This window comes from Methanoculleus taiwanensis (assembly GCF_004102725.1).
Lineage (GTDB): Archaea > Halobacteriota > Methanomicrobia > Methanomicrobiales > Methanoculleaceae > Methanoculleus_A > Methanoculleus_A taiwanensis.
In genome coordinates, this window is record NZ_LHQS01000003.1 from 369,118 (window position 1) to 395,585 (window position 26,468).

The 26,468-nt window shown below is 57.2% G+C and carries 19 protein-coding genes; 7 read left to right on the top strand and 12 right to left on the bottom strand.

Annotation, left to right across the window (positions count from 1 at the left end):
• Window positions 1-47: 47 nt before the first annotated feature.
• The 7 genes from ABH15_RS12395 to ABH15_RS12425 all read right to left on the bottom strand — a co-directional run bounded on the left by ABH15_RS12395 (window position 48) and on the right by ABH15_RS12425 (window position 12,365).
• On the bottom strand, window positions 48-1,667 hold the full coding sequence (locus ABH15_RS12395) for a hypothetical protein (RefSeq protein ID WP_128694696.1): 1,620 nt from the start codon (window positions 1,665-1,667) through the stop codon (window positions 48-50).
• Window positions 1,668-2,030: 363 nt separating this feature from the next.
• Window positions 2,031-3,035: a sulfurtransferase gene (locus ABH15_RS12400; RefSeq protein WP_241648113.1), complete on the bottom strand. Its 1,005-nt coding sequence runs from the start codon at window positions 3,033-3,035 to the stop codon at window positions 2,031-2,033.
• A gap of 307 nt (window positions 3,036-3,342) precedes the next feature.
• Window positions 3,343-5,739, bottom strand: a complete 2,397-nt coding sequence (locus ABH15_RS12405) for a hybrid sensor histidine kinase/response regulator (protein WP_128694697.1) — start codon at window positions 5,737-5,739, stop codon at window positions 3,343-3,345.
• On the bottom strand, window positions 5,736-9,431 hold the full coding sequence (locus ABH15_RS12410) for a PAS domain S-box protein (protein WP_128694698.1): 3,696 nt from the start codon (window positions 9,429-9,431) through the stop codon (window positions 5,736-5,738). The genes ABH15_RS12405 and ABH15_RS12410 overlap by 4 nt, the downstream gene beginning before the upstream one ends.
• Before the next feature lie 47 nt (window positions 9,432-9,478).
• Window positions 9,479-9,964, bottom strand: coding sequence for a chemotaxis protein CheW (locus ABH15_RS12415; protein ID WP_128694699.1), 486 nt, complete (start codon window positions 9,962-9,964; stop codon window positions 9,479-9,481).
• Window positions 9,965-9,976: 12 nt separating this feature from the next.
• Window positions 9,977-12,160: a methyl-accepting chemotaxis protein gene (locus ABH15_RS12420; RefSeq protein WP_128694700.1), complete on the bottom strand. Its 2,184-nt coding sequence runs from the start codon at window positions 12,158-12,160 to the stop codon at window positions 9,977-9,979.
• A gap of 13 nt (window positions 12,161-12,173) precedes the next feature.
• Complete coding sequence (locus ABH15_RS12425; RefSeq protein ID WP_128694701.1) at window positions 12,174-12,365, bottom strand: hypothetical protein; 192 nt, start codon at window positions 12,363-12,365, stop codon at window positions 12,174-12,176.
• 162 nt (window positions 12,366-12,527) lie between these two features.
• Here ABH15_RS12425 and ABH15_RS12430 point away from each other — a divergent pair, with 162 nt between their 5' ends.
• The 3 genes from ABH15_RS12430 (at window position 12,528) to ABH15_RS12440 (ending at window position 18,404) form a co-directional block, all read left to right on the top strand.
• Window positions 12,528-14,120: a sensor histidine kinase gene (locus ABH15_RS12430; RefSeq protein ID WP_128694702.1), complete on the top strand. Its 1,593-nt coding sequence runs from the start codon at window positions 12,528-12,530 to the stop codon at window positions 14,118-14,120.
• Window positions 14,117-14,485 carry a response regulator gene (locus ABH15_RS12435; RefSeq protein WP_128694703.1) on the top strand — a complete coding sequence of 123 codons (369 nt, stop codon included), beginning with the start codon at window positions 14,117-14,119 and terminating at the stop codon, window positions 14,483-14,485. Before ABH15_RS12430 ends, ABH15_RS12435 begins: the two co-directional genes overlap by 4 nt.
• A gap of 223 nt (window positions 14,486-14,708) precedes the next feature.
• Window positions 14,709-18,404: a PAS domain S-box protein gene (locus ABH15_RS12440; protein ID WP_128694704.1), complete on the top strand. Its 3,696-nt coding sequence runs from the start codon at window positions 14,709-14,711 to the stop codon at window positions 18,402-18,404.
• A gap of 12 nt (window positions 18,405-18,416) precedes the next feature.
• Here ABH15_RS12440 and ABH15_RS12445 read toward each other — a convergent pair whose 3' ends face one another.
• From ABH15_RS12445 to ABH15_RS12455, 3 genes are all read right to left on the bottom strand, one after another.
• Window positions 18,417-18,800 carry a hypothetical protein gene (locus tag ABH15_RS12445; protein WP_128694705.1) on the bottom strand — a complete coding sequence of 128 codons (384 nt, stop codon included), beginning with the start codon at window positions 18,798-18,800 and terminating at the stop codon, window positions 18,417-18,419.
• A gap of 88 nt (window positions 18,801-18,888) precedes the next feature.
• Window positions 18,889-19,563, bottom strand: coding sequence for a metal-dependent hydrolase (locus ABH15_RS12450; protein ID WP_128694706.1), 675 nt, complete (start codon window positions 19,561-19,563; stop codon window positions 18,889-18,891).
• 248 nt (window positions 19,564-19,811) lie between these two features.
• Window positions 19,812-20,420, bottom strand: a complete 609-nt coding sequence (locus ABH15_RS12455; protein WP_128694707.1) for a response regulator receiver protein — start codon at window positions 20,418-20,420, stop codon at window positions 19,812-19,814.
• A 323-nt stretch (window positions 20,421-20,743) separates the two neighbouring features.
• Here ABH15_RS12455 and glyS point away from each other — a divergent pair, with 323 nt between their 5' ends.
• Together glyS and ABH15_RS12465 are read left to right on the top strand one after the other, a co-directional pair.
• The gene (gene glyS, locus ABH15_RS12460) at window positions 20,744-22,465 is read left to right on the top strand and encodes a glycine--tRNA ligase (RefSeq protein ID WP_128694708.1); all 1,722 of its coding nucleotides are present in this window, start codon (window positions 20,744-20,746) and stop codon (window positions 22,463-22,465) included.
• Window positions 22,462-24,729, top strand: coding sequence for a DEAD/DEAH box helicase (locus ABH15_RS12465; RefSeq protein WP_128694709.1), 2,268 nt, complete (start codon window positions 22,462-22,464; stop codon window positions 24,727-24,729). Before glyS ends, ABH15_RS12465 begins: the two co-directional genes overlap by 4 nt.
• On the opposite strand, the gene ABH15_RS12470 is transcribed toward ABH15_RS12465, so the two are convergent.
• Window positions 24,723-25,097: an Sjogren's syndrome/scleroderma autoantigen 1 family protein gene (locus ABH15_RS12470; RefSeq protein WP_128694710.1), complete on the bottom strand. Its 375-nt coding sequence runs from the start codon at window positions 25,095-25,097 to the stop codon at window positions 24,723-24,725. The two genes, ABH15_RS12465 and ABH15_RS12470, sit on opposite strands and share 7 nt — an antisense overlap.
• A gap of 65 nt (window positions 25,098-25,162) precedes the next feature.
• Between ABH15_RS12470 and ABH15_RS12475 the strand changes: the two genes are divergently transcribed.
• A complete protein-coding gene (locus ABH15_RS12475; protein WP_128694711.1) occupies window positions 25,163-25,426 on the top strand; it encodes a UPF0147 family protein in 264 nt (87 codons plus the stop codon).
• A 167-nt stretch (window positions 25,427-25,593) separates the two neighbouring features.
• Here ABH15_RS12475 and ABH15_RS12480 read toward each other — a convergent pair whose 3' ends face one another.
• Window positions 25,594-26,007 carry a secondary thiamine-phosphate synthase enzyme YjbQ gene (locus ABH15_RS12480; RefSeq protein ID WP_128694713.1) on the bottom strand — a complete coding sequence of 138 codons (414 nt, stop codon included), beginning with the start codon at window positions 26,005-26,007 and terminating at the stop codon, window positions 25,594-25,596.
• 245 nt (window positions 26,008-26,252) lie between these two features.
• Here ABH15_RS12480 and ABH15_RS12485 point away from each other — a divergent pair, with 245 nt between their 5' ends.
• Complete coding sequence (locus ABH15_RS12485) at window positions 26,253-26,438, top strand: hypothetical protein (protein WP_338323539.1); 186 nt, start codon at window positions 26,253-26,255, stop codon at window positions 26,436-26,438.
• Window positions 26,439-26,468: the final 30 nt, after the last annotated feature.

The window sequence follows — 26,468 nt, forward strand, 5'->3', positions numbered from 1 at the left end:
AGCCCCGACACCCGGGAAAGCCGGGAACACCCGCCGAAGAAGTTCGTCTACGGCGTCTCGAGATCGCGGAAGAGGAACATAATCCGCCAGTCCTGCTGCTCCCGAAGCGTAATCTCATTGGCTTCTTTGAGGAGGTCGATCAGTTCATCCATATCTTCCGCCCGCTTAATCTGGCTGCTAAGGGTAGAAAGATGCCGCATCATGTGCGCGTAACGCTCCGAGTTCCTCAGATACTCGCGCTGAACCCGGATGCCTGCAAGGGCCGCACCGATCGCGGGAAGGATGATTGTTATCGCCGCAAGCGCACCCGGATAGTGCAGCAATGAGAGAAACTCGGAGTTATCAAACTCGGAAGCATGGATTGCGGCGGCAACGAGCGTAACGGCAAAAAGGATCTCTCCAATCTGCGAAATCAGGGTATACCGCTGCCGATTCCACTCACTGCTCTTCGTATACGAGGCGAGCCGATCGTCGATCCATGCAGCTGCCAGAAATGCCTTCAGCGGTTCAAAGGGGATAGCAAGATTGCAGTACTCGAGCGGGCGCCGGTCGAGGATCCCCTCGAATGCAAGCAGCATCCAGTCGTTCGACCGATGAGAGAGGCTCATATGGCCTGGCGCAGTCGGTTTTTCGCACCGCACGCAGATGATGCTCATGAAGAAACCTGCCCTGATCCGTTCGGTCAGAAATCGGTAATCGATCCATTTCCGATGCCATCCTCCCGTCCGTGATGCCATCAGCAGAAGCAGGATGATACCGATCTCGGCGACCTCAAGCCAGAGCAACTGGGGATATTCAGGGAAGAAGAGAGTCTGGATGGTGACCGTTGCGACGGCGAGGGCAGCGAGGGCATAGACCGCGCTCCCCGCGCGCATATACCGTCGCCGGTACCGGGCGGTCAGCAGGTGTGCGCGTGCGTAGTCCCGGAGCATGGTGCGGGAGAGCGGTTTGAGCAGATCCGCGGGAAGCCCCGAGGCCTGCATCTTCCGGGCGAGCCAGTCGCGCAGTTCCGCACAGGTTCTGCCGATCTCTTCAGCTCCGGCCTCTTCGCCGTTGTAGGCATTAAGATCCTCAAGCGACTCGAGAATGCCGTCCTCGTGCCGCTCCTCAACCACTCTGCCGGTCACGGAGTGAACCCAGAAGAGCGTTCTGCCGGCCACTCTGGCATACCGGACCAGCTGGGTGGTGCTGCCGGGGTCAGGGTCGCCGAGACCATCCCAGATAACGAGGAGGAGATCGCAGGTGTTCACGATATTCTGGCCGGTGATCTCGTGGGCAGTACCCCCGGCAGCTCCAGACTCACCGATCACCCTGACCGACGAAGCACGTCCGACGAGACGTCTGAAGGCATCCCGCTCCCGATCGGTCTCGAGGTTCAGAACGCACTCGGCAGGGGAGGAGAGAAGGACGGCTTCGTATTGTGAGGTCCCCCTCTCCGCCCCGCCGGATGTCGCCAGAATCTCCTCAATAACCGGCTCAAAAGCTTCATCGATGCATGACGAGACCACCGTGAACGAATGAGGGGTTTTTCGCAGGATCTCGTCCAGGCGGCGCAGCACTGTCCGTATCCCGTCGCGCACATGCTCTTCGCCAAAGACGGCAACGTGCCCGATAACACCGATGCGAAGGGAGAACGGTATTGCAAAGTCGCTCCGGGGGTCGTCCATCGTTTCACCCGCCACCAGTACTACGGAGAGAGCGTATGCTCATTGCGTTCCATATAGGTTTGGATACCCGGGCATGTGGGGGTCGCCAACACAATTACCGCGCCCGAACCGGATCTTCCGACCTTCCGAAGCACGGAGCAGGGGACGTCCCGGGAAAACCGACGGAAAAGAGCAAAGAACAATCGAAAGCAGCAATATAGAGAGAATAGGACTCACAAGAAGACGACGTCAAGGGGGGAAGTGTCTTGCATGGATCCGATATTCTCTCTATGCCGTACGTTGTACACATACCATATATATAAATTCCGGTTTTGGGAAAAATGAGAAATAAATGTTTTGTTTGCTTGCCGGGCTCAGAGTACCTTAGCTTGTCTGAGCAGCCGCAACCCGCTGTTTTCGCGGCTCCTTGCCTTCTACGGTCTCATTCTCCGGATGCGCGACCCATTCAGTATAGGATCCTTCGTAGAGCCTGACCTTCGGATACTCGAAGTACCATTTGAAGAGGATAAACTCATTCGTAGCCTCCCTGCCGGTGCCGCAGGAGCAGATGACCGTTTTGTTCCGGTCGATACCATGCTGCTCCAGGATAGCAACCACCTCGCTGTTCGGCTTGAGGAGCATGGGATTGTCGTCATCCATCAGGCTTCGCCACGGCAGACTTATCGCGCCGGGTATATGCCCGGGTTTCCGCCAGGGTCCCTGACCCTCATAGACCTTCGCGGGGCGTGCATCGAGAACCACGACATCGTCGCGATCTTTCATCTGTTTGAAGTCTTCATACCCGATCGGGTACTCGCCACGCACCTCTGCAGTAAACCCGGACGGCTCGACCGACGGGTAATCCAGGGAGAGGCTCCGCCCCTCGTTCTTCCATTTATCAAGGCCGCCGTCGAGAACATAGACAGTGTTGTGGCCGAATTTTGCAAGCGAGTATGCCATCATGGTCTGTGCAAGGCCGTCACCCCACCCCGAGAACACTCCCTTTCCCGTGTAGACGACGACCGGCGAGTCCGCCTCAAGCCCGACACGCCGGAACGACTCCTGCAGGCAGGCAATCGGCCCATATGATGTCGGGAACCCGTGGGCGGGTACGCGAAGAATCCCTTCGTTTAAGTAGATCGCTCCGGGGATGTGTTCCTTGATATAGTCGTGGACGTTCGGCTGGACATCGAGTATCCGGAGGTTGCTATCCTGCAGGTGATCCTCGACCCAGTCCGTCGTGACCAGTTTTACTTTGCCTTCCCCGGGAGGATACGGGGGGCTCTGCCTCGCGGACGTGGCTGAAAGCCGTTCCTCACCGCCGGGGGCTGTAAATTCTTTTCTCATACGCATAACCTCACAGTCGACGATCTCGACGGCGCTACTCATCGGTCACTGCATATATACATTATGCAGCACCGGAGATCGGTGTGGTACCGGGAGTGCGGATGGACTGGATTCCCGGATCCCTGCAGATCAGTTCGCGAATTACAAAGACCGGCGATTGGCGACGGAACTCATACCGGGTCAGCCCCCGGAGTGTCGTGCCGGCATCCCCGCGGGAACGTGCATTGCGCAACGCTACAACGTGAAAAATAGGACTGGACAGATAACCCGTCATAAGGTGAGGTTCATTCAGGCGCAGTGCGAATACCGGAGAGGGGTTCGGGAGCGGGACGACGCTTCCGGAAAAACGTCACCCCTTTCCCGGTAACTGTTGCAGAACCCGTTGCAGCATCGCCATTGTGTAGGGTTTCGGAAGCACACCCCGAAAGCCGTATGACTGGTACTCCGACATCACCGGATCGTGCGAATATCCGCTGGACACAATTGCCCTGACTCCGTTATCAAGAGAGAGGAGCTGTTGAACCGTTTCCTTCCCGCCAAGGCCGCCGGGGATGGTGAGATCCAGAATGACAGCATAAAACGGGCATCCCTCCTGCATGGCCTTCCGGTACTGCTCGATCGCGTCGGTACCGCTTTTCACCGGCACCGCCTCATAGCCCAGACGGCCGAGCATGATGGCGGTTACCTCGAGCAGCGCCTCTTCATCATCCATGAGAAGGACTCTGCCGGAACCGGACTCCGGATTGGCGTGGATCTGGTCGGCGCCTTCAGGCACCCTCACTCCTGCCGGCAGGTAGAGCGAGACCCTCGTCCCCCGACCCACCTTTGAGTCTATGTCGATATAGCCGTCGTGCTTCCGGACTATCGAATGAGTTGAAGTGAGACCGAGGCCGGTTCCCTGCTCTTTCGTGCTGAAGAAGGGATCGAAGACTTTCGGCAGGTACTCTGCCGGTATGCCGTCACCCGAATCCTCGATTGCAATACAGACGTACCGTCCAGGCTTCACTAACGGCAGATCGCCGTCCTCCACAACCCTGTTATCTGCACTGATCGTGATTGTTCCGCCATCCGTCATAGCCTCACACGCATTGACAAGGAGGTCTGCAAGTGCCTGGCTTATCTGACCTTCGTCGATCTCCACGTCCCAGAGACCCTCCATAATGTGGTACGAATACCGGATATCGGATTTCCGAAGAGTGCACTGGGCGGTATTCCGGATGATATCGGCGATCGGAAGAGTCTGTTTGACGGGCAGACCGCCCTGTGAAAACGTCAGGAGCCTTTGCGTTAGACGCTGTGCCCTGAAAAGACCCTTCTCCGCTTCACCGAGGCGATCGGAGGCGGTGCCCGGAGCAGCATCCATTCGAGCGAGGGTGAAATTCCCAAGAACCGACGTGAGAATATTGTTAAACTCGTGAGCGATACCGCCGGCAAGGGTGCCGATCGACTCGAGTTTCTGCGACGTGAGAACCTCCTCCTCATGCCTGCGCCTCTCGGTGATATCCTGCAGCGCCAGAAGAAGACCGAGCGGTTCGCTCTCACCTTTGCAGACTGTAGATACCGTAAGCGCGATTATTCTGCGGGAGCCCTCACTTGCGATGAGGACGAGACCTTCAGTTACGGTCTCCCGATCGGCGAGATCACTATAATCTGCAAACGTCATCGGCCCGTGCGCTCCCGTTACCGTCAGCACACGCTCAATCGATCTGCCGATGGCTCTGTCCAGACGGCATCCGGTCAGGGTTTCGGCACCGGGATTCATAAGGGTGATCCTGCCGTCAGGATCGATCACGATAATGCCGTCATTGATGGAACGGAGGATTACACTGAGGAAATCCTTCTCCGCGCAGAGGGCTGATTCGGCTCTTTTTCGATCGGCTATCTCACAGTGCAACTGCCTGTTGGCTGCGATAAGCTCGACGGTCCGTGTATGGATAACCTCCTCAAGACCGTTCCGGTACTCGTCCAGTTCACGCTCGATGCGCCTTCTTTCGGTGACATCCTGAAAAACAAAGACAGCGCCCTGTATGCTGCCCCGCCCGTCCCGCAGGGGCGCGCCGTTCACCGAGATATCCCGTTTTGTCCCGTCTCGTGAGATCAGCACGGTCCGGTTCGGGAATACGGTAGGTCCGCGGCTCTGCGCCACCGGAGAAAAGAGGTCGAAATCCCGCTCGCCGGTCTCTTCATCGGTAACCCGGAAGATCTGGTGGAGGGGCTTAGAAAGTGCCTCATCCTGCTGCCAGCCGGTCACCTCCTCGGCAGTGGGATTAATGACTATCACAAGTCCATCCCGGTCGGTAGCGATGACGCCGTCCCCGATGCTCCGGAGTGTCGTTGAATACCACTCTCTGCTCTCCCGGATGGTATTCTCGAGCCGGTGCCGGTACAGGGCCAGTTCGATGGTAAGGAGCAGATCCCGCTCTCCGAACGGTTTTATGAGGTAGCCAAACGGTTCGGTCTTTTTTGCCCGCTCAACCGTCTTCATGTCGGCAAAAGCGGTCAGGTACACGACAGGTATGTTATGCCGGTCTCTGATCTCCTGTGCCGTATCGATACCGTCCATGGCGCCCCGCAGCCGTATGTCCATCAGCACGAGATCTGGACGCGTGGCAGCGGCCACACCGAGAGCATCCTCGCCGGACAGGACGACGGCGGGGACGGTATACCCCGCCCGCGTCAGTTTCTTCTCAATTGACCTGGCCACAATGGCTTCATCCTCTACTACCAGAACCGACGATGTTGTCATTCCATACTCCTTCCTACTCGTTGATATTGTTCAGGAAACGTGATCTCAAACGATGTGCCAGCGTTCCGCTCGCACGTGAGCGTCCCCCCGAGTTGCCGTGAGAGGATGTTCACCAGTTCCAGCCCGAGCGATTCTGACCGGGGGACAAACGGGTCTAGTCCTTCCGGAAGCCCAATGCCGTCGTCACGGACGCAAAGAGATATCCGTGCATCTGCAGCACGGTGCATTTCAACCCCGAGCGTTCCCTTCTCCCTGCCACTGAATGCATATTTGAGAGCGTTCGAAACAAGTTCGTTGATAATGAGTCCGCATGGAATTGCGGCCTCCAGTTCAAGCGGCATGTCGTCGATCTCAACGTGAAGATCGATCTCCGCATTCACCGCATACGACGCGACCAGTTCGCCGACCAGCGTCTGAACATAGTCGGCGGCACGAATATGGGCAAAATCATCCGATTGATACAGGGTCTCATGAACAAGAGCCATCGACTTCACCCGCATCTCGCTCTCCCTGAAGATGCCGGCCATCTCCCCGTCGCCGATGGCGTATGCCTGCAGGCTCATCAGACTTGATATCACCTGCATGTTGTTCTTCACGCGGTGGTGAACCTCCTTCAGGAGAACGTCCTTCTCATGGAGAGAGCGCTCAAGCTGCTCACTATACTGTTTCAACTCGGTGACATCCCTGGCGATACCTTCCATGGCAACGAGTTTCCCGACATCATCGTAGATCGGCACGTTCCGCTGCTCCGTCCAGACAACCGATCCGTCTTTTTTCACCCAGCGAAGCACCAACGGCTCATCACATGACAATCTACCCTCCGCAAGTGCCGCAAACAGGTGACGATCATCGGGATGTACCAGTTTCAGCCCAAGATCCGGATCAGCGTAATGTTCTTCCGGCGAATAGCCGGTGAGAGCGGTTGCCGCAGGGCTCACATAGGTAAACCGGCGCTCCGGTACAAACTCGATCCGGTAAATGAGGTCGCGGGCGTTCTCCGCAAGGAGACGGAACCGCTCTTCGCTCTTATGCAGTTCCTCCTCGGCAAGTATACGGTGCAGTGCGTTTCCCATCTGCGCAACCAGTGTTTCAAGGTCGTCGCGCACGGACTGCGGGACCTCCTCAAGGGTGTGCGAAGCGATGAAGCAGCCTCCCACAATGTGGTTCCGGCTGAATATCGGAAGCAATGCAAACGAACAAATCCCTTCGCGCCGAGTTACATCCAGCATCGACCGGCTGACATCCTGTGAAGTGCCATAGATAGGTTTTCGGGTCTCAAATCTCTGCGCACACTCGCATCCCGGGGGGAGGGGGGAGACCATCCGAAGGTACTCATCAGAGAGGTTCACGTTCGCAACGAGCAGATAACTGCCGGTTTCCTCGTCCCTTCGGTATATCATACCGGAATCAACACCCAGCACCTGTATTGCCATTTTGAGGCAGAGCGTCATCGCCTCGCCCCAGGAGGAGACCGATGCCAGCTGCAGCCCGAAATCGCGCTGAATCCGTATCTTCTCCTCTACTGCTTTTCGTACTGTGATATCCCTGGCCACAGAGAGTACCGCAGGATTTGCGCGATACTGGATGATGCAACTGCTCAGCTCCATCGGGACGACGGAACCATCGCACCGGATATGGGCCGTTTCAAAGAAAGCATGCCCTTGCATCAGCAGATCATCTATCCGCTCACAGACAAGCGATGCAAACTCCGGCGCATCGATATCCGCAAGCGACATCCGGAGCAGCTCCTCGCGGGAGTAGCCCAGATGCTCAACAGCGGCGCCGTTCACCTCAAGGAACCGCCCCTCAAGGTCGTGAATAAAGATGGCGTCCGCCGCATGATCAAAGAGCGTCCGGTACCGCTCCTCACTCTCACGGAGAGCCGCCTCCGCCTGTTTCAGTCCGGTGATATCCGTTGCAATCTCCATCCGGACGAACCTTCCGTCCGTCCAGCGAATCGCCGAATCACGACACTGGTACCATCGCCCGGTGACGGTGTTCTGAAACTCCCAGAGGTGAACCCCGGCAGGATTCCCCTTACTATCGAGGAGCTGGCTGTTCGTGCAGAAGGGACAGGGGCCGGTCTGTTCGGCCCGGATCGTCTTCCAGCAGATCTGACCAACGACATCGCCCCAGAGCTCCATGCCATACCGGTTCAGGAAAAGAACCTCCCGGGTCTCCAGATCCGCCACATAGACCAGAGCGTCGAGACTATCCATGACTGCCCTGAACCGTTCAAAGGAGCGGTTCAACTCATCCTCGGCGTTCTTCTGCTTGGTGATGTTCTCCACCATGGCAACGGCGGCCAGGGGCACTCCGTCTTCGGCACGAACCAGGGAGATGGTCTGGCGCCCCCAGAGAAAAGAGCCGTCTTTACGGATATAGCGCTTGTCGACCTGGTAGCGGTCGCGCCTGCCTGTGACAAGCTCGGAGAAGAGCGCCAGGTCCGACCCGACATCGTCAGGGTGGACATACCAGGTAAAGCTCATTCCGGTGAGCTCGTCGGCGCTGTACCCGAGTATCTCGGAGACCATCCGATTGACCTCGACGATCCGTCCATTGAGATCGAGCCGTGCCATCCCAATCCCGGCATTGGAAAAGAGAGCCCGAAACTTTGCCTCACTCTCCCGGATCGCCTGCTGAGCTCGTATCCGCCCGGTGATGACGGTGAGATAAACGGTGAGACCATCCGGCCTAGGGTATATCCGAACCTCAAAGTGCTCACCGAGCGGCCTGTAGTATAACTCGAAAGAGAGAGACCTTTGATCCCGGAGTGCTTCCTTAAATCTATCCCACAGGATCGATTCACGCGCCCCGGGGAGCACCTCAAAGAGGCTTCGCCCGAGGATCTCTTCACGTTTCGTTCCGGTTACGCGCTCGGCCGCACGATTCCAGGAGGTCACGGTGAACCCCCTGTTCATGCTGAAGAAAACATCACTCAGGCTTTCGAGGATCTCGGTATTCCGCGTGTTCGAATGCCGCAGTTCTTCTTCCACCCGCTTCCGGTCGGTGATATCGACGGCAGTACAGACGGCAGTATCGCCATGCAGAACGGAGGCCGATAAGAGAACGGTATATTCAGAGCCATCGCTGCCGATGAGTACCGTTTCGAGATCAGATACGGCAGCATCGCTCGCCAGCCGATCGAGGAAGTTCTCAAGAGAGGGGGCATCACGCCAGATCTGCCGGAGCGTCAGGCCTTCGAGCACCCTGGGGGGGTAGCCGAGCATGAGTGAAAAGCGCCGGTTCACATCGATGAAGGCAAGCGACCCCGTCCGTATGAGGAAGGTGCCTGCCTCGGAGATCTCGAATATGTTCTGGTAGCGCTCCTGCTCTTTCTTGAGCGTCAGAGAGAGGAGGGTTACCGTTGCGCCGATGACAATGAAGAGCACCACTCGCAGACCGGCAGTAGCGAGTGCGCCCGGGTCGGGGATGAACACGGCGTGGAGTATCAGATACAGAACTCCCACCCCGGCGGCAAACGGGACGCCCCACCGGGGATACCGGTAGGCAGCAAGGATAATCGGGATATAAAAGAGGTGCGAATAGACGGTGGAAACGCCGGAGTACAGGAACACGGCGTTGACGGTGACGGTGGCAGCCAGGGCAAACGCGATCAGGTATACCCAGAAAAAGTGAGAGAGCGTTGTAACTCCCTCCCGCTGCTGGATTGGACGTCTCGATTCATTCATAATATGCCGTCACACTGCCGAAACCCACCCTGCAGGGCAAGCTGCAGTTACAGTTTCATCTGATCAACCAGTTGTTCCTCCAGAATCTTCTGAATATCTATCCATATGACAAGGTTGCTCTGGGACTTCTTATCCGCGTTCTGGTTCTCGCCACCGAGCTTGATGATGCCCTTGACATATGCCTCATCGGAGACGGCTTTGTCCATGCACTCGATATCGGTCTCCGGAACCTGGATGACGCTGCTCACATCGTCGACAATGATACCGACATTCGATCCGTTCGCGGCATCCGGGACAAGTACGATGATCTTCTGGGTCTCGGAACTTCCGTTGGATTTGAGCCCGAGAACATTGCCGAGATTGATGATATTGGTGATCTCTCCCCGAAGGTTGATGATCCCTGCAATGTAGGACGGGGTTCTCGGAACCGAGGTGATCGGCATCATCTCGACAATCTCGCGTGCGAGCTGAATGTCGAGTGCATACAGGGCACCCCCGATCTCGAACTCCACCACATCAATGGTCTTGGCCATGATCCACCCCGGTCAGACCTTGAATGCTTTCATGGTCTGCTTGAGCCGGCCGGCCATCGAGCTGAGTTCATGAGCGGCGCTCCCGATCTCCTCGGTCGAGGCACTTGCCTCCTCGGCAAGGGCGGCAAGGTTCTCCACCTGTCCCTGGTTCTCCTTCAGCAGGCGGGTGCCGGCACCCATGCCGTTGACAACGTTGTTAGTGACGTTCGCCTGGTCCTCGGTGGCCTTCGCAATCTCACCGATCCCCTGGGCGACGACCTCCGTCTCATCGATAATCTTGTTCAAAGCTTCAATCGCCTTGTTGACGCTGTTAACACCGGATCCGATCTCGCTGTGCGCTGATTTGATTGCAGCGGCAGTCTTCTCGCTGCTCGCCTGGATACCGTCGATCACCTTCTCAATATGCTGCGTCGCACCCTTCGCCTCACCGGCGAGGTTGCGCACTTCTCCGGCGACGACCGCGAATCCGCGACCGTGCTCCCCGGCCCGTGCAGCCTCGATAGCGGCGTTCAGCGCCAGCAGATTGACCTGATTTGCTATATCGGTGATCATCCGGACGATGTTGGTGATCTCCCGCATGTGGACGTTGAGGCCTTCTATCTCCTGAACGCTCTGCTGTGCAATCCTCTCGACGGCGACCATCTTCGTATTAGCCTCGTTCCCCAGCGTCTGGGCATTTTTGCCCTGCTGCGCCGCACTGAGCGACCGTTCGAGGACTTCCTGCGAAGTGCTCGCTATCTCCTCGTTCGACGCGGAGAGATCGGCTATCTGGCGGTCGATATCCTCGATCTGGTCGAGCACCTTCTTGGAGAGATCGGCGCACCGCTGGCTGGTCAGCGCCACCTCTTCGGCGGCTTTGGCGATCTCCTCAGAACCCTTGCTCGCGTCGTTGGTGCCGACCTCGACCTGTTCGATAGCCGCATTGATCTCAAGCACGGTCTCAGAGATCTGAATGCCGATGTTGTTTAGGGCCTGCTTAAACGCCGCGAAGTCACCGGCGACCTTCAGGTCCTCGCTCACCCTCGCGGTGAAGTTACCTTTTGCGTAGGCCTCCGATATCCGCATAGCCTCGTTGATTGGGCCGACAACCGCGTCCAGCGTGGCGTTGATGCCTCCGACAACCTGGATCCATGCGCCCTCGAACTTCTTGGTATCTCCACGAGTCTCGAGTTTGCCATTTACCGCTGCCTGAGTGAGCATGCCAATCTCGCCCAGCAGCCCATACAGGACTCCGTGGCATTTGTTGACGCTGTCCTTAATCCGCGCGTAATCACCGCGGTACTCACCAGTGATCTTCTCCAGGTTGCTCCCTGCTGCAACATCCCCAATGAAATCTGCAGCAACATTCAGCGGCCCGATGACCGCATCAAGTGTGGCGTTGACGCCCTCCACGATCTTCTTGAAGTCGCCCTGGTGGAGGGTGGCATCAGCCCGCGTGTTCAGGCGTCCTTCGACACCTGCTTTGGCGAGCATGTTCGCGTCGGCAACGAGCAGGTTGACGGCATCGATGCACTGGTTAAGGTTGTTCTTGATGACGTTGAAATCGCCGTGGTAGGTATCGGTGATCTTCTTCGGAATATCGCCCTTGCTGATCCGCTCAACGTAATCGGCGGCCACATTCAGAGGATCGATCACCGCATCGAGAATGGCGTTGATGCCCTTTGCCATAGCGAGGTAGTCACCCTCGTGGATGGCAAGCTCCGTCCGTGCAGCGAGGTTTCCCTTCCCGGCTTCGTCCGCCACGCGGAGAATGTCCTTGACGGCGCGCTTCTGACCGGTCACGTCAGGGAAGTACTCGATGGAGCCTATGATGGTGCCGTTCTTATCTTTCAGCGGGGCACCGGTGCAATCGATGATGAGATCGCCGCAGGTGTTGTCGCAACGGTTCACCCGGTCTTGGTTCATCGCGACACGGCAGGGGCATGCAGCGGTATTGCAGTTCCCGGTCTTGTAGAGGTCGGCGCATCGCTTTCCGATGGCGTCCTGCTTCGACATCCCGAGCAGATCTGCTGCTGCCTTGTTGATGTACGTGATGATGTAGTTTGTATCGATCAGGTGCATCGGAAGATCAACCGCATCAAGCCCCTGCAGAAGCAGATGGTATCTGTCGAGTTCCTCGCGAATTTCTTTACCTTCTTTCCAGCCCTCGGGCAGATTGCTCTCCGCCTCGAAGGTCCGCTCAAACGTGCTAGACATTGTTCACCAATCCTCACTGTTCTCTTGAAGTTGCTCTGAGGGCTTCCTGCTCGATTAGTGCCGGGATCTTCGGCTTATCGAAAAAAATCGTCATCTCCTCAAGGAGCCCTCGCGTCACCCTGGTGAGATTGAATACGTTCAGATCTTCTGCACACACCGGTTTTCCGGAGCCGTTCAGGTTTTGCCCGATCTGCACTTTCTGCATGGAAGAACACCACCAACAGCAAAGCACATTTGCAATGCAATGCTGATAACAGGTGATATGCAGACCGGGCAGTTAAAGCTTTTCTAATTGCATTGCAGAGCTGCAATGCATTCCGGGAAAAAATAAGTACTCAGCGAGCAAAAATGTATATTTACGATACATATGGACTCCAATGCGACCCGCCGGGAACTTGAGCGGATCAAGACGATCCTCCGGTCAAACCCCCGCGGCATGAGCATAAGCGAACTTGCAGGAGAACTCGGCCTGAACCGGAACTCGGTCGCCAAGTATCTCAATATGCTCCTCGTAGCAGGCCATGTCGAGATGCGATCCTATGCAGCGGCGAAGGTCTACTTCCTCTCCCAGCGAGTTCCCATCTCGGCCATGCTCGATTTTTCGTCGGATCTCATACTCGTTCTCGACCGCGACCAGCGGATCACACGGGTGAACGACCGGTTCATCGAGTTTGCAGATGTCGACAGGACAGAGATTATAGGCGAAACCCTCCCGACATCGGATCTCCCCATTGTAACCGATCCTACGCTCCTCCCCCTGATCACCGAAGCGATGCAGGGGCATGAACAAACCCATGTGCTGACCTGGCGGAAAGGGGAAGGAGAACACATATTTTATGCCCGACTGGTACCGACGGTCTTTGACGAGGGAGACCCGGGACTGACCATCCTTCTTGAGGATATCACCGAAGCAGTGGCCGCACGAAAAGCCCTGGAACGAGGCGAAGCGAGATACCGCGCCATCGTCGAGGATCAGACAGAATTTATCACCCGTTTTGCACCGGATATGACCCTGACGTTTGCCAATGAAGCCTACTGCAGATTCATGGGCAGAACCCTGAGCGACCTGCGAGGCCGAGAGTTCAACCCGCCCACGTTCGCCCCCGGAGGCGAAGAAGTCAATCTTCTGGAGCAGATCAGAAGGATAGCCCAGGATAAACCACTAGCAACCTGGGAGAGCCATGCCATCACACCGTCGGGAGAGGAGTGCTGGCATCAGTGGATCGCAAGAGGAATCTTCGATGCCGGCGGCAACCACATCGAAAACCAGGCCGTCGGGCGGGACATCACCAACCTAAAACAGGCAGAGAGAACACTTAAAGCATCGCTGCAGGAGAAAGAGATCCTCCTGCAGGAGATACACCTGCGCGTGAACAACAGCCTCCAGCTCATCTCAAGCCTCCTCAACCTCCAGGCCCTCTCGACCGGCAATGGCGATACATACAGGACGATCCAGGACATACAGAGCCGCATCCACTCCATCTCCCTCGTCTATGAAACGCTCTACCAATCCCGGAGCCTCGCGCGGATCAACCTTGGCGAATACCTCCAAAGATTAACGGAGGATCTCTTCCGGATGCACCGGGAATCAGAGGAGGGGACACATTGCACAGTAACGGCCGGCACAGTCACGCTTGAGACCGACCAGGCCATCCCGTGCGGCCTTATCGTCAACGAACTCATCCTGAACGCCCTCAAACACGCATTCCCCGGCGAACGATCCGGCGAGATCCGCATAACGGCGGAGCAGAGAGCAGGGCAGTATACCCTGAAAGTGGCCGACAACGGCACGGGGATTCCCGAAGATGTGGACATCCACACGACAGAGTCCCTCGGCCTCTCCCTGGTGCGGACGCTCGCGACACGGCAACTAAACGGGAGTGTCGCAGTAGAGCAGACCGGCGGAACAACAGTCATCATCACCTTCCCGCAGACCGCCCCGACAGGGAGCGCTGCATGACGGAACTTCGCATCGTTATCACCGAGGACGACGCAATCATCGCCCTTGACATCGAAAGACAGGTCGCTGCCATGGGTCACACCGTCGTCGGAGTTGCTGCAACGGCTGAAGAAGCGTTGCGCATCGTAGAAGAGAGACAACCCGATCTGGTCCTGCTCGATATCAGACTGAAGGGTGCCGTCGACGGGATAGCCGTGGCAGAAGAGATTCAAAGACGCTTTTCCACACCGATCATCTTCATCACCGCCTACTCGGATAAATCCGTGATCGAACGTGCCGAGGCCGTTCAACCACAGGGATACCTCGTCAAACCGATCCGGAAGGAAGATCTTGCCGAGGCAATCGGCCAGGTCCGCACCCGGTGAAAGAGCTACAGCCCCACCTGGCGACAGCCGCCATTACATTCTTTTTTCCCAGAAAAAAAGCCGGAGCAAAGTTTATCCAGTACCACTGGATATTTACAAGAGTACTGTAGAGAGAGCGGAACCGACATTAACTCCGGTGCCCGATTCAGGAATACCAAGTGCATGGCAGAAATGTATATCAGATCTGGCATGCAGATCAGAAGATGTTACAGGAGCGCGTCTTGTGAGATCGGAACAACAGGTTCTCAACCGGATTAAAGAGATCTTGAAGGACGAACCAAAAGGGATGAGTATCACCGAGATCTCCGCAAAGATAAACCTGAATAGGAACTCCGTCGCAAAATACATCAATATGCTGCAGATCTCCGGCCAGGTGGAGATGCAGACCCGTGCTGCCGCGAAGATATTCTATCTCGCACGACGGCTTCCGATTGCCGAGATCGTAAGCGTCTCCAGCGACGCGGTCATCCTCGTGGACGAAGCGCTTCATGTCGTGCAGACGAACGATGCGGTTCTGACCCTGCTGAACCTCACACACGAGGATAGCAAGAGCCAATCGGTTCTCGACCTCATAACGCCGATCGAAGGTCTTGAAGGAGCGCTCGCACACCTGAAGCAGGCACTCGCCGGCGAGAAGACTGAAACCGAGATCACGTTGCAGGCGGACAAAGAAGACTGTTGCTTCCGTGTACAGTTCATTCCAATACTCTTCGAGGACGGAGCAAATGGCGTCGCTCTCGTGTTCGCGGATATCAGCGGGCAGCAGAAGATGGAAAAAGCCCTTGAAGAGAGCGACGAGCGATACCGCGATCTCTATGAGAACTCTCCGATCGCAAACTTCTCCATCAGCACAGACGGTCGTATCCGCCGGTGCAACCGGCATGCGGCCGAGATGCTCGGGTACACGGTGGAGGAACTGGTCGGTCGCCCGGTCTTCGAGCTCTATGCGGATGCACCTGAAGGAAAAACGAGAGCGCGTGAGGTCTTTGAACGGTTTCTTCAGAGCAGGGCGATTCACGACGAAGAACTGCTCATGCGGAAAGCGGACGGTAGCCCGCTCTGGGTCTACCTGACCATGAATGCAGTGCGGGATGCGCAGGGGAACCTGGTAGAGAGCCGTTCGACGGTGGTGGATATCACCGAACGCAAGAATGCCGAAAGAGAACTCGAGAAGTACCGGGCTCACCTTGAAGAGCTGGTAGCGGAACGGACGGCAGACCTGCAGAGAAGTGAAGAGCGCCTGCGGATGGCACTCGAAGGTGCGAACGACGGGTTGTGGGACTGGGAGGTAGATACCGGAAAGGCCTATTTGAGCCCCCGGTACTACACGATGCTCGGCTATGAGCCGGGGGAGTTCCCTCCGAGCTACGAAGCATGGGAGAGCCGCGTGCACCCCGATGACCTCGCCGCCGCCCTGCAAAACCTGAACGACCACACCGCCGGAAAGAACCCACAGTACGAAACAACATTCCGTATGCGCGCCAGATCCGGCGAGTACCGCTGGATTCTCAGCCGGGGCAGAGTGACGGAGAGGGATGATGAAGGAAGAGCGCAGCGGATCGTCGGCACTCATACGGATATCACCGACCAGAAGCAGGCCGAGGAAGAACTCCGGCGCGCCGAGGAGGAGAAGCAGCAGATCCTTGATTCGGCCGTCGAGTTGTTCGGATACTACGACACCGACCTCCGGGTGCTCTGGTGCAACCAGGCAACGGCCGATTCGGTTGGACTCGCGAAGGACGAACTCATAGGGCGGCACTGTTACGAAGTACGGCATCAGCGAGGCGAACCCTGTGAAGGCTGCCCTCTGATGAGGGTGCTCGAGACCGGGGAGGCACACGATGCTGAGATCGAAACACCCGACGGTCGCACCATGTTCATCCGGGGACAACCGATCTTCGATGAAGAGGGAAACATCACCAGCCTGATGAAATTCAGTTATGATATCACCAAGCGGAAGCAGACGGAGGAAGCGCTCCAGGCAGCGAATGCCTACAACCGCAGCCTTATCGAGGCCAGTCTCGACCCGCTTGTCACCATCAACCCCGAGGGCAGGATCACTGATGTGAACACGGCCACCGAAGCCGTGACCGGCTATTCCCGCGATGCGCTGATCGGGACAGACTTCTCCGACTACTACACCGATCCGGCGATGGCACGCGCAGGTTACCTGCAGGTCTTCGAGGACGGCCAGGTCAGGGACTATCCGCTTGAGATCAAGCACCGGGATGGAACGGCGACACCGGTGCTCTACAATGCCACTGTATACCGGGACGAACAGGGCAATATCGCCGGAGTCTTTGCAGCGGCACGGGATGTCACCGAACAGCAGCGGATGCAGCAGAAGCTGCAGGAGAACGAGGCGCAGCTGGCCGAGCGGGAGCATCTCCTCAATAAGATCTTTGAGATTCTGCCGATAGGGGTCTGGCTGGCAGACAGGGAGGGCAGACTCATTATGGGCAACCCGGCGGGCAAGAGGATCTGGGGTGCCGAACCCCTGGTTCCTCCGGAGGAGTATGGCGTCTTCAGGGCGCGGCGGCTACCGTCCGGGGAAGCTGTTGCTGCCGACGACTGGGCGCTCGTCCACACGATCAAGCAGGGTGTAACGGTTGCCGACGAGATCCTGGAGATCGATGCCTTCGACGGCAAAAAGCGGATCATCGTAAACTATACCACTCCCATCATCGGCGAGGACGGCGGGATTGAGGGCGCGGTCATCGTCAACCACGATATCACCGATCGCTGGCTCGCGGAGAGGGCGCTGCAGGAGAGCGAGGAGAGCTACCGTACTATCATAGAGACCGCCAGTGAAGGAATATGGGAGCAGGACAGCCAGCACATCACCCTGCGGGTCAATCCGACGATGGCAGCGATGCTCGGCTACCATGTCGATGAGATGATCGGGAGGCCCGTGCAGGAGTTCCTTTTCGAAGAGGATATCAGGGAGCTCCGTACCGCCCTCCAGGCACAGCGGCAGGAAGGTCTTCGTGGAATGTATGAGTGCCGCTTAAAACACAAGGACGGCACCGCCCGGTGGGTACTGGTATCGGCAACGCCGAAGCGGGATAAAGACGGTACCCTTGCCGGTTCCTTCGCCATGTTCACGGATATCACCGAGCGCAAGCGGGCAGAAGATGCACTCCGGCAGCACACCGAAGACCTCGCTAGACTCAACCGGCAGCTCGCGGAGAGCAGAAAGCAGTACCGGTGTCTCGTGGAGCATGCTCCCGACATGATCGCCATTCACGACGGCGATCAGTACATCTACGTAAACCCGGCGGGAATGCAGTTACTGCACGTTGAAGATCCCGCAGATATTATCGGAAAATCGGTCATGATCTTCCTGCACCACGATTACCGGGATGTGGTGAGGACACGCATCGAGCAGATGAAGCAGATGGCCGTCAAAGTTCCTGTGATCGAAGAGAAACTGCTGACGCTCGACGGGAAGATCGTTGATGTGGAAGTTGCCGCCCACCCCTTCTCAAGCCAGGGAAAACGTCTGATCCATCTCATCGCACGGGACATCAGCCAGCGAAAGCGTGCCGAAGATGCGCTGCGCGAGAGCGAAGAGCGGTTCAGGTACATCACAGAACACAGCCCGGACATCATCTATATGCTGGATCGCGAGGGGCGGTTTACCTACGTATCGCCATCCACCGAGCGGATCACCGGATATACCCAGGAAGAGATGCTCGAACAGAGCTTCATGGATTATATCCCCGAGTCCGAGGTTCCAAAAGCATACCGGGCACAGAAGAAAGTGCTCGAGGGTGAAGAACTGCTGCAGCTCCAGCTGCACTTCATAAGAAAGAACGGTGAGGCAGTGCCGCTGGAATGCAATGTATCCCCGGCATACAAAAACGGCATTGTTGTCGGTTCGCAGGGGATAGCCCGCGACATCACGCGCCGGGAGTGATCGGGACACTCATCACTGGAAGTACTCCGTCGGAAACCGAATGATACCAACGGCGATCAGCGCCCCGATGATCGCGGTGTAAATCAGCGAGAAGAGGAGATCTTTTAAGAAATCCTTCCGGGAATATTTTTCTTCTTTATTGGTCGCGATATCGACGACGCCTTTGTGCAGGAGAATGAACCCGAGGATATTCGTGATCCAGTAGCCGACGATCATGGCAGGCAGGAAGAGATCCTCGGAGATCAGTCCGAACGGAATGGCGAAGAGATAGGCAAGCGGTATATTGATGAAGAGATCGTTCCACCACGACAAAGGAGAGAGGAGGTAGCCTACGGTCGCGAGGATTCCCCCTCGTACCTTCCGTTTCGGTAATCTGATGATACGCCTCAGATCCATGCCTACCGCCCTGAAGTTTGATCTCCCTCACAACAAGGAGGCAAATACCTTTCCGGCACCTATCGGATCGTACCGGCAGGAGAGAAACCTATCTTCCGAGATCGTCCGGCTTGATCTCGAGCGAATCGCCCGGCGCGAGGATCTCAACCCGGATAGCCGTCGTCCGTTCGAGAGCGTGCTTGAACGGCTGCACATCCTGCTCAATGGCCGGGAATGTTCCGTAGTGTATCGGGATCACCACCTTCGCGCCGATGTACTGCGCCGCGATCATCGCCTCATCCGGGCCCATCGTGTACCGTCCACCGATGGGAAGCAGTGCAATGTCGGGCCGGTACAAATCCCGGATAAGCTGCATATCCGAAAAAAGGCCGGTATCCCCGGCATGATACACCCGTAGATCGTCCATCACAATGACATAGCCAGCGGCGACACCGCCGTAAAACCCGGGCCCCGCATCCTCGAGCCAGGAGGAGTGAAGCGCCGGCGTCATGGTGAAGCGGACACCATCGACGGTGATGGTGCCGCCGATGTTCATCGGTTCGGTCGGGACATCCTGCCGGGCAAGGTATCTGGCGACTTCATTCACGGCCACGGTCGTTGCCCGGAGCTCTGCCGCCATCCCGAGGTGGTCGGCGTGGGCATGCGTGACCGCGACAATATCCGGCTCAACATCGAGAGTTCCCGACGGTACGAAGGGATCGATGAGAATCTTCTTCGATCCTTCAAGGAGGAAACAGGAGTGTCCGAACCAGGTCAGCTTCATGGAAAGAGCTATACTGCAGGGAATACATAAAATGTTTGATCCCGCAGCCATACACCGACATCTACACCCGGCCGTCGGAGATTTCGCCGGAAAAAGCGCTGCACCGCGGTTTACAACCACGGAGGAACCCAGCATCAGGTTCCATGCTGATTGCGACCGGTACGCCGGTCACGACGCTAGCGGGGTCATCCGTGCAGTTCTTCTGCAGCGGAAAAAGTATGTTAAAAGTGGAGTGAGGAGCCGAAGCATCAGAGTTCGGACATATCGATTGCTTCGGCGATATCGATGGCCTCACTCAGACCATCGTTCGCGACACCGCGTGTCATCTGCTCGGAGAGATCGCGGTCTTCCATGACATCCCTGATCCGCTCAAGATACGGATCCAGCGTGGTGTCGGCTTCCTGTTCGATCACATGGCGGTACTCACGAAGCGTGGAAGGGCTCACATCGAGCTCTTCACTGACCTCCTTCATGGTCTTCCCTGACTCGAGGAGCGCCTCCATCCCATACCGGTCAAACGGCATCTTAAAGTCAAGATCCCTGAAGAGTTTGAGACGAACCCGGGCACGTGCCACCGTCTTACTCAGCTTCTCGTCGCCAAGTGCCCTCGCTATCTCGGTATCGTTCTTGCCGTCGTAGTACGCGGCGACCAGTTTCGCAAGTTGTCTCGGGGAGAGCTTCGTCTTGAAGTGACCCTGATCCAGGATCTCCCGCATAATCAGGGCGATCTCGCGCTCAATGGCTTCCCGATCGCGCAGCGTACCGTGAATCTTCTTCATCGGCTCAACGATCTTCGTCTTGCTCGTGATGGTTGTGAACAGCTCGAGGAGCTGTTTCTTGCGAGTATCTTCTGGCATGGCCGTTCTCTCTTCTCTTAATCGGTTTCCTCTCACAGGACAGTTCAAGTGGCATCCACTGCTGTCCATAGTATATAACTTTATTCCCCACAGGGGACGTAACGTTCCCTACATTACAACTCATCACATATATAACTTCCCATATATTTTACCGGGATTGAAATCCGGTTTCGCCGGATGAGGCGAATCTGATCCGGTTCAAGACGGATTTCGGGAGTTTTTCGGGAAAATACTTCCATTTGCGGAAAGAACACAGAGGCAGGAAGAGTGGAACTATCCTTATAATCATCCAAAGTCAAATATACTGCAGGACTATGACCGCGATGAACGATATCTACGAAAAAGTCATGGAAGTTGCGAAACGCCGTGGCTTTGTATGGCCCTCCTCGGAGATCTATGGATCAGTTGCCGGGTTCATCGACTACGGCCCTCTCGGGGCTATGACGAAGAGAAACGTCGAGAACGTCTGGCGCAGTTTCTACATCATCCAGGAGGGTTACTACGAGATCGAGTGCCCCACTGTCGGGACGGAGGATATCTACGTTGCATCGGGTCATGTAAAAGAGTTCGCCGACAAGATGTGCCAGTGCCCCCACTGCAGAGAGTACCTGCGTGCCGACCATATCGTCGAGGAGCACGGGGTCGAAGGAGCAGGCGCCCTCTCTGCCGAGGTGCTCAAGGCGAAGATCTACGAGCTGCCCTGCCCCTCGTGCGGCGAAGTGATGGGAGAGACCGATGTCTTTAACTTCAACCTGATGTTTGAAACCACCATCGGCCCGGGCTCGCAGCGGACGGGATACCTGAGGCCTGAGACCGCACAGGGCATATTCACCGATTTCGCACGCCTGCTGCGTTTTTACCGTGACAAACTCCCGTTCGGGGCGGTTCAGATCGGCAAATCATACAGAAACGAGATCTCGCCGAGGCAGGGTATGATCCGCCTTCGTGAGTTCTCGCAGGCGGAGGCCGAGATCTTCGTTCACCCCGACGAAAAGCAGCACCCTTCCTTCCACCGCTATGCAGAGTACGAGGTCCCGCTGCTCACCTACGGCCTGCAGGAGACGGGGCAGCCCCCGGTCCGCAAGACGATGCGAAACGCCGTGGACGAAGGAGTTGTAGCAAACGAATACGTCGCCTACTATATCGCCCTCACCCACGAGCTGCTGGTGACGATCGGCGTCGACCCGGAGAAACTGCGGTTCCGCCAGCATATGCCCGACGAACGCGCTCACTATGCGATGGACTGCTGGGACGCCGAGGTATTCTCGGGACGCTTCGGCTGGGTGGAGATAGTCGGCATCGCTGATCGGACCGATTACGATCTCCGGGCGCACTCCACAACCAGCGGTTCGTCCTTCACGGTCTTTGTGCCATTTGAAGAGGCCAGGAGGGCTCTTGTAAAGCGTATCGTTCCCGACATGGGCGTGCTCGGGCCGAAGTATCGAGGTAAGGCCAAAGCCATCGCCGATGCCATGGCAGAGGCGACACCAGGCCCTGAGGGTGTAACGGTAACGGTCGAAGGCGAGGAGATCTTCGTCCCCGCCGATCTCTACCAGATCCGGGAAGAAGAGACGGAGGTTCGGGGCGAGGAGATCATGCCGCACGTCATCGAACCCTCGTACGGGATCGACCGGATGATGTACGTCGTCCTCGAGCATGCCTACGCCGAGGAAGAGGTCGAAGACGAACTGCGCCGGGTTCTCCGGCTGCCTCCGGCCGTCGCTCCGGTGAAGGTAGCGGTCTTCCCGCTGATGAACCGTGACGGGCTCGACGTCATCGCCCGAAAGATAACGGATACGCTCGGACAGCGGGGAATCGTCGCCCAGTATGACGACTCGGGAGCTATCGGAAGGCGATATCGCCGCCAGGACGAGATCGGCACCCCCTTTGCGATCACCGTCGATTACGACACCAGAGAGGACGACACCGTTACCATTCGCGACCGCGACAGCATGGATCAGGTACGTATTCCGCTCGGCCAGGTGCCGGAAGTTGTCTGTTCGCTCGTTGCAGGCACCATGACATTCCGTGACCTTTCTGCATGAAGTGCATCTCTCATCCGCTGATCAGGCCGGAGAGTCTCGAGGAGCGCCGCTATCAGCTCTCGATCGCTCTCCGGGCACTTGACGGCAACACGATGGTCGTCCTCCCGACGGGTCTTGGGAAGACGGCCGTCGCGCTTCTGGTTGCAGCGTCCCGCCTGTACTCACATAGCGGCCGGGTGCTGATGCTTGCACCCACAAAACCACTCGTTGAGCAGCACTACCGTTTCTTTCGGAAATTTCTGCTCACGAACGATCGCGGAGAGCCTGAAGATTCGGATTTTGCCATGTTCACCGGCGAGACGCCGCCGGCCGAACGCGCAGCTGCATGGGAGCGATGCCGCATCTGCTTCGCCACCCCGCAGGTGATCAAGAACGACTGCATTGCAGGCAGATACTCCCTCGGCGAGGTCTCGCTTCTGGTGGTCGACGAGTGCCACCGGGCTGTGGGGCACTACGCCTACGTCTTTCTCGCGAATCACTACGCTACCACCGCCACCGATCCGCTTCTTCTGGCGATGACCGCCTCACCCGGTGGGGATACCGCAAAAGTCCAGGAAGTCTGTGGAAACCTCGGCATCGACGCCGTGGAGTCGCGCACCGAGAGCGACGAAGACGTACGACCCTACATTCACGAACGGGACGTTCAGTATATCGACGTCCACCTACCGGACGAACTCAAAGAGGCGATCGCAGACCTTCGGACGCTCGTCGAATCGCGCCTCAAGAAACTTGCCGAGGTCGGCTTTCACGTCCCGAAACCCCAGAATCTCTCCATGCGGGCGCTCAACCAGCTGAACGCAGCGATTCAGGAGCGGATCCGCTCCCGCGACCAGGCGGCATTCATGGCTGCCTCGCTCCACGCAGAGTGCATGAAATTACGCCATGCGATATCGCTCACCGAGACACAGGGAAGCGTCGCTCTCCGGCTCTACCTCGACCGGCTCGGGGCGGAAGGCCGTTCCACGACAGGAAGCAAGGCGGCGAAGAGGCTCGTGAACGATGCAACCTTCCTCAGCCTTGTCAAACGGTCGCGGGAATGGACGGAGGAACTCCACCCGAAAGTCGCCATCACCCGTGAACTCGTACGCACACAGCTCGAGGCATACCCCGAGAGCCGGATAATCGTCTTTGCAACCTACCGTGATACCGTCCAGAACCTCGTTAATACCATCACTGCCGGCGGCATCGACTGCGAACGATTCGTCGGGCAGGCAACGAAGGACGCAGAGAAGGGGCTTTCCCAGAAGAAACAGATAGAAGCACTCGCACGATTCCGTGCCGGCGAGTTCAAAGTGCTGATCGCAACCTCCGTCGGCGAAGAGGGGCTTGACGTTCCCTCGACGGACATGGTCATCTTTTACGAGGCAGTGCCGTCCGAGATCCGGAGTATCCAGCGGAAGGGCAGAACCGGCCGGAGCGGTGCCGGGAAGATCGTCGTGCTGGTGGCGAAAGGGACGAGCGACGAAGCATTCCGGTATGTCAGCCAGAGCAGGGAGAAGGCAATGGTATCGGGCATTCGGAACATGAGCGCATCTCCCCTGCCGTCCCTCCCGACACAAGATCAGGCAGAACCCCTTCCCCCGCCATCCGCGACGAAGCAGACGAGTTTTACCGAATTTATTGCAACAGGCCCTGCAATAACTGTCGATGACCGGGAGATGTCCTCAAGGGTCGTCGAGCGACTGCACGAACTCGGTGCCTCGATCGATCTCTCCCGCCTGGAGCAGGGCGACTACGCGATAGGAGACCGGATTCTCGTCGAGCGGAAGACCGACCGGGACTTTGTCGATACCCTGGTGGAGAGAGACCTCTTCGGCCAGATCAAAGCGCTCGCCGAGGCGGTGCCCCGCCCCATTCTGATCGTTGAAGGAGGCGACATCTATACCGTGCGGAACATTCATCCGAACGCTATCCGGGGCACGCTCGTTGCGATAACCGTGGGTCTCGGGGTGACACTGCTCTTCTCACGGGATGCGGACGATACGGCGAATCTGCTCTACGTCCTCGCGCAGCGTGAAGAAGGAGAGCGGGGAGAGAGGAAGATGCATCCCCGGAAATCGTACCGCTCCCGGCGGGAGGAGCAGGAATACGTGCTCGCGTCATTCCCGAACATCGGCCTTAAGCATGCCCGCCTGCTCCTTGAGCACTTCGGATCACTAAAAGCGGTTATCGAGGCGGATATCGCCGAGCTTGTTGCCGTGCAGGGGATCGGAGAGAAGACTGCGGAAGCACTCTGGGATCTCTCCCGGCGTCCCTATCAGTGACGAAGGAGCGAAAGTGCCTCGGCGCCGGCTCTGACGGCCTTCATCAGGCGAAGGCATTCCCCTGACCGCGATTCCGTCCGTATGCGCTCGCAAAGGCTTACCAGGGTACGCTCGAGCTCCGACGCACAAGGGTCCTGCGATGCTGCGGTGCACCCATACGAAACCTCTTTTACGGCCTCTGCCGGGGCAGGGATCGGTTCTTCCGGAGTCTTTTCGGCAGCAGTCTCCTCTGCCCGGCATACGACACAGATCGTTTCTCCCTTATATTCAAAGAGAGGAAATCCACACATTTTGCAGCTCTTTGAGAGCATTTTCCCTCCCTTAAGGAGGTATTCAGCCATAATCTCGTCGGCCTTCTCTGCGGTCATGCTTCCAAACTTCCTTTATCAACTTATTTATGTCGGGATGGAATTAATAATAAAGGGGTGATAATATGCCAAGTCCCGATGAGACAATACGAGTTTGTATCCAAATGTTACAGAATATCACCGAAGATAGTACCATCCCGAGAAATATCCGACGTGTTGCAGATGAAACGAAATCCGTCCTCCAGGACGATTCAAAGAGCATCGGCCTTCGCGCTGCGACGGCCATATCCATGATCGACGAGATCAGCAACGATCCCAATATGCCTGTCCACGCCCGGACGCGCATCTGGGAGCTGGTGTCGCAACTCGAGACCGTCCCCCTCGACTGAACCGGTTACCATTTTACACAGGAACCGTCGGGTGGGAGCAGTCATGTGCGAGAAGGGGAGGTGCGGGTACGCACTTCCGGAGTACAACAGCATTGTCGTACCCTCGCTCGAGAACAACCACCCCCATACATCCGTTTTTTGTCAGGCAGCCGCCATGTCATGCGGTACTAATCAGTAACCGTGACGATGATCGTCCGGTTCCTGACAGGCCGGACATCGAGTTCCAGAAGGACGATCTGCTGCCAGGTTCCGCACCCGAGATCGCCCTCGATCACCGGAACCGTGACCGAAGGCCCGACAATGGCCGCCTTCACGTGAGAACGCCCGTTTCCGTCGCCCCACGCCCGGTCGTGAGCGTAAGGGATATCGTCAGGAGCAATCACCGAGAGCGCCCGCGCAAGGTCCGCGAGGACACCTGCCTCGTACTCAATGGTCGTCACCGCTGCGGTGGAACCGGGGACAAAGATATTCACGAGGCCGTCCGGAACGCCGCTCTCGCGCACGATACGCTCAACGTGCGGTGTGATATCGACGATATCTCCTTCACCGTGGGTTTCAAGACGGATCGTTCTTCGTAGCACCGGACACCACCTTCATCCTGAGTTCCATGACCTCTCCTTCTCTCCCATCCTACTAAAAGCCCCCGCATACCCCATACCCTCTCCGAAGTGCGGGAGCGCCCCTGACCCGGAAGGCGTCAGATGTCCGGGATGGGAGAGCCCGGTTCCCCGGTAGGAACTCCCCAAATGTTTTATAACCGAACCGGATACATACACCCCGTAGAGGTGGAAAAACCATGCCTTATCGTTGGAAAGATAAAACCGATGTGGACGAAGCTGTCGTCGTCGTCATGAACACGATGGATCAGAATCAGGAGATAAAAGGGTGGCTCACACGGACGCTGCAGCAGGCGATCAACGACTCCGATCCGGAACTGTCACGATACTTCTTCGCAGAGGTCGAAAGACACAGACCTGCAGCGCTGAAGTACTTCCTGAAACCAACTTACTAAACTCACTTTTTGGGTGCACTCACGAAAAAG